The sequence below is a fragment of the Kitasatospora sp. NPDC036755 genome (assembly GCF_040636595.1).
In the GTDB taxonomy this organism is placed as follows: domain Bacteria; phylum Actinomycetota; class Actinomycetes; order Streptomycetales; family Streptomycetaceae; genus Kitasatospora.
In genome coordinates, this window is sequence record NZ_JBEZUT010000547.1 from 1 (window position 1) to 3,495 (window position 3,495).

Sequence of the window (3,495 nt, forward strand, 5' to 3'; positions counted from 1 at the left end):
GCCCGGAGGACCGCCCGCTGCTGCAGGAGGCGGCGCGCGACGGCCTGCCCGGCGCCCGTCGGGCCGCCCTGCGCCACCTGGTCGAGCAGCGCGACCCGGCCGCCGTCGAGCTGATCGAGGCCGCCGCCGCGGACGTGGACGACCGGATCGTCCGGGCCGCCCTGGAACTGCTCGGCCGGATGCGCGGCCCCGAGGTGCTGGCGCACGCCCGCCGCTGGGCGGACCCGGCCACCGGCGGTGCCGACAGCGCGCTCGGCGAGGCCGCCGTCCAACTTCTCGCCGACGCCGGTGAGCCGGCCGACGCGCCGCTGGTGGTGGCCGGGCTGCGCCGCTGGGTCTCCGTGCGCGGGGTCAGCGGCACCGGGCTGGGATCGCTGGTGGACGGCGCGGGGCGGCTGGCCGCCGCCGACGCCGTACCGGTCCTGCGCCACATCTACGGGGAGGCAGCCTCCTCGGAACTGCGCGGACGCGCCGCCCAGGCGCTGGCCGCGATCGACGTGCACTTTCCCGAGGGGCCCGCCGTCGAGTGCCTCTGGGACTGCGAGGAGTCCACGCGTGAGCTCGCCGCGCGCCATGTCGCCACCACGGGCGACGCGCGTGTGCTGGAGCGGTTGCGCCGGCTCGCCGCCGACCCGGCCGAGGAGGCCGAGGTCCATGCCGCCGTACGCGGTCGGCTGACCGCCGCCCGGGAGTTCGGGCGTTAGGGAGCTGGTCCTCAAACCCTCCCGGATCATCGAACCCTCCGAGGCCATCGAACCCTCCGGGGTCATCGAACCCTCCGGGGTCATCGAACCCTCCCGGGTCCTCAGACGTTCAGTGGGCCGGGACACCGTGTCGGTGTCCCGGCCCACTCGCTTTCCGCGGGGCCAGGTTTCTGGAACCCCGTTCTACATCCGTACGCGCGGTCCTACTTCACCGCTCCCGCGTCCGGAGCCAGGACACCGCCGAAGACCAGTCCGATGATCAGAACGCCGAGCAGCACCCGGTAGATCACGAACGGCATGAAGCTGTTGTTCGAGATGTACTTCAGGAACCAGGCGATCGCCGCGTAGCCGACCACGAAGGCGATCAGGGTGGCCATGATCGTGGGCCCCCAGGCCGGGGCCGGCCCCTCCCCGATCTTGAACAGTTCCAGCGCCCCCGAGGCGAGCACCGCCGGGATCGCGAGCAGGAAGGAGTAGCGGGCCGCCGCCTCCCGGCTGTAGCCGAGCAGCAGGCCCGCGCTGATCGTGCCGCCGGAGCGGGACACGCCCGGAATCAGCGCCAGCGCCTGGGCGAAGCCGTAGATGCCCGCGTGCGGCAGCGTGAGGTCGGTGATCGGACGGGCGTGGCGGACGGCCCGGGTGCGGTCGGCGAAGGCCAGGACCAGGCCGAAGACGATCAGCGTGGTGCCGATGATCCGAAGGTCGCGCAGGTGGGTCTCGATGGTGTCCTGGAACAGCTTGCCCAGGATGCCGATCGGCAGGGTGCCGATGATCACGAACCAGCCCATCCGGGCGTCCGGTTCCGAGCGCAGGGCCGGCCGGAACAGCGACAGCGCCCAGGTCCTGATGATCGAGACGATGTCCCGGCGGAAGTAGATCAGCACCGCCGTCTCGGTGCCGAGCTGGGTGACGGCCGTGAAGGCCGCACCCGGGTCGTCCCAGCCGAACAGGGCCGAGAAGACCCGCAGGTGGGCGCTGGAGGAGATCGGCAGGAACTCGGTGAGCCCCTGGATCAGGCCGAGGACGGCCCCGTGGAACCAGTCGATCACCGGGCACCCGCCGGGGGTATCCGTCGGGCGTGGGACAGGGGCGGCATGGGCGGGTCCTTGCGGGTCGGAAGGGCGTGCGGGACCACCGTGGCCCGCCGGGCCCGCGGGCCGCGCGCGAGCCAGGCGCGCGGCTGATGGTACGGGGTGAAGGTGACGGTTCTTTGTTCACCCTTTGTTCCGGCTTTGCGCACAGGCCCCTGCGGGCCCGGAGCCGACTCGGGCCGGCGTCCGGCGCCCGTCCTGTCGCTCCCCGGGGTGCGCACCCGGCGAAGACCCGCAATGCGCGCCCTAAAGCACCGGCCGCGCCCGGACCCAGGTGCGGTCCGCGGTCAGGTAGCGCTCGACCACCAGGTCGGCCTCCGCGAGCGCCTGCTCGAACGCCTCGGTGCTGAGCGGGCGGGACAGGAAGGTCTGCGTCCAGGTGCCGTCCGGGAAGACGTACTCGCAGCGCACGGAATTGACGCCGTCGCCGACCGGCGTGGCCGAGATCAGCCGGGACAGCGCGTCCGGGCCGATCGGGCTCTCCCGGGGCACGTTCAGGTGCCAGTCCTCGCCCTCGCGCTGCACCAGCACGCAGCCGTCCTCGGCGACGTGGCGGCGGCAGGTCTCCAGGAGGCCCCGGCGGACCGTCACGTCGCCCGCGTGCACCAGGAAGGAGGCGAGCACGACGACGTCGAAGCGCTCGCCGAGGTCGAGTTCCTCGATCGGGCTGCGCACCGTGCGGACGTCCGCACGGACCCGGGCCAGCATGGCGGCGGACTCGTCCACGGCCGTGACGGCGAAGCCGCGGTCGGTCAGGGGGTGGGTCATCCGGCCGACGCCGCAGCCGAGTTCCAGGATGCGGGCGCCGGACGGCACCGCGGCCTCGATCACGTCCGGGGCGTCGCCCACGGGGAGGCGGCTCCACACCTCGACGGCGCAGCCGTCCGGGGTGATCGCGCCCGCGCCCGTTCCGTCGTATCCGTCACGTCGTTCGTCTGCCATGCCGTTCATCGGAACACGGGCGGGTGCACCCGGGGAAGAGGGCGTCGGAACGGGATTGCTACATACCCCTCGGGGGTATATGTTCGACCAGCGACGGAGCGAGGGGCGCCGAAGGGGGCGCCGGGGCGAGTGGAGGACGACATGGCGCAGTCAGCGCAGCACGGGCACCACGGGCACGCCGACCGGCAGCACGCAGGGCGCGAGCGGCACGGGAACCACGAGAGCCACGGAAGCCACGGGCATCATGAGCACCATGGACAGGCCCATGGCGGCCACCACGGCCACCACGGCCACCAGGCTCACGGTGGTGGCGGGGCCGGCTGGCGGATGGCCGCGCAGGCCACCCTGCACTGCCTCACCGGCTGCGCCGTCGGCGAGATCCTCGGCATGGTGCTGGGCACCGCCTTCGGTCTCCACAACGGGGCGACGGTGGTGCTCTCGATCCTGCTGGCCTTCGTCTTCGGCTACGCGCTGACCATGCGCGGCGTGCGGAAGGCCGGGCTCGATGTCGGCGCCGCGGTCAAGGTCGCGCTGGCCGCCGACACCGTCTCGATCCTGGTGATGGAGCTGATCGACAACACGGTGATGGTCACCGTCCCGGGGGCGATGGACGCCGGCTTCGGTGACCTGCTGTTCTGGGTGGCGCTGGCGGGCTCGTTGGCGGGCGACCGGGGTGCGGATCGAGGTGGGCGTGCCGGAGCCGGACGTGGCGGACTTCCACACCTGGCTGGCCGAGGCGACCGGCGGCACCGCGGTGG

General features: G+C 73.1%; 5 protein-coding genes. 2 read left to right on the forward strand and 3 right to left on the reverse strand.

All coding sequences use genetic code 11. From position 1 onward, the window contains the following. A partial coding sequence (locus AB0E96_RS39635; RefSeq protein ID WP_359831495.1) for a HEAT repeat domain-containing protein occupies positions 1–704 on the forward strand: 704 nt, incomplete at its 5' end. 203 nt (positions 705–907) lie between these two features. On the opposite strand, the gene AB0E96_RS39640 is transcribed toward AB0E96_RS39635, so the two are convergent. From AB0E96_RS39640 to AB0E96_RS39650, 3 genes are all read right to left on the reverse strand, one after another. Then, the gene (locus tag AB0E96_RS39640; RefSeq protein WP_359831497.1) at positions 908–1,753 is read right to left on the reverse strand and encodes an undecaprenyl-diphosphate phosphatase; all 846 of its coding nucleotides are present in this window, start codon (positions 1,751–1,753) and stop codon (positions 908–910) included. Positions 1,754–2,041: 288 nt separating this feature from the next. Beyond that, on the reverse strand, positions 2,042–2,737 hold the full coding sequence (locus tag AB0E96_RS39645) for a class I SAM-dependent methyltransferase (RefSeq protein ID WP_359831499.1): 696 nt from the start codon (positions 2,735–2,737) through the stop codon (positions 2,042–2,044). Positions 2,738–2,887: 150 nt separating this feature from the next. Next, positions 2,888–3,031: a hypothetical protein gene (locus AB0E96_RS39650; RefSeq protein WP_359831501.1), complete on the reverse strand. Its 144-nt coding sequence runs from the start codon at positions 3,029–3,031 to the stop codon at positions 2,888–2,890. Positions 3,032–3,064: 33 nt separating this feature from the next. Here AB0E96_RS39650 and AB0E96_RS39655 point away from each other — a divergent pair. Then, a partial coding sequence (locus AB0E96_RS39655) for a DUF4396 domain-containing protein (protein ID WP_359831502.1) occupies positions 3,065–3,495 on the forward strand: 431 nt, incomplete at its 3' end.

What these genes read in the sequence shown, in the direction of transcription:
- AB0E96_RS39645 (WP_359831499.1), bottom strand. Translation starts at nt 2,737, where the DNA reads ATGGCAGACGAACGACGTGACGGATACGACGGAACGGGCGCGGGCGCG.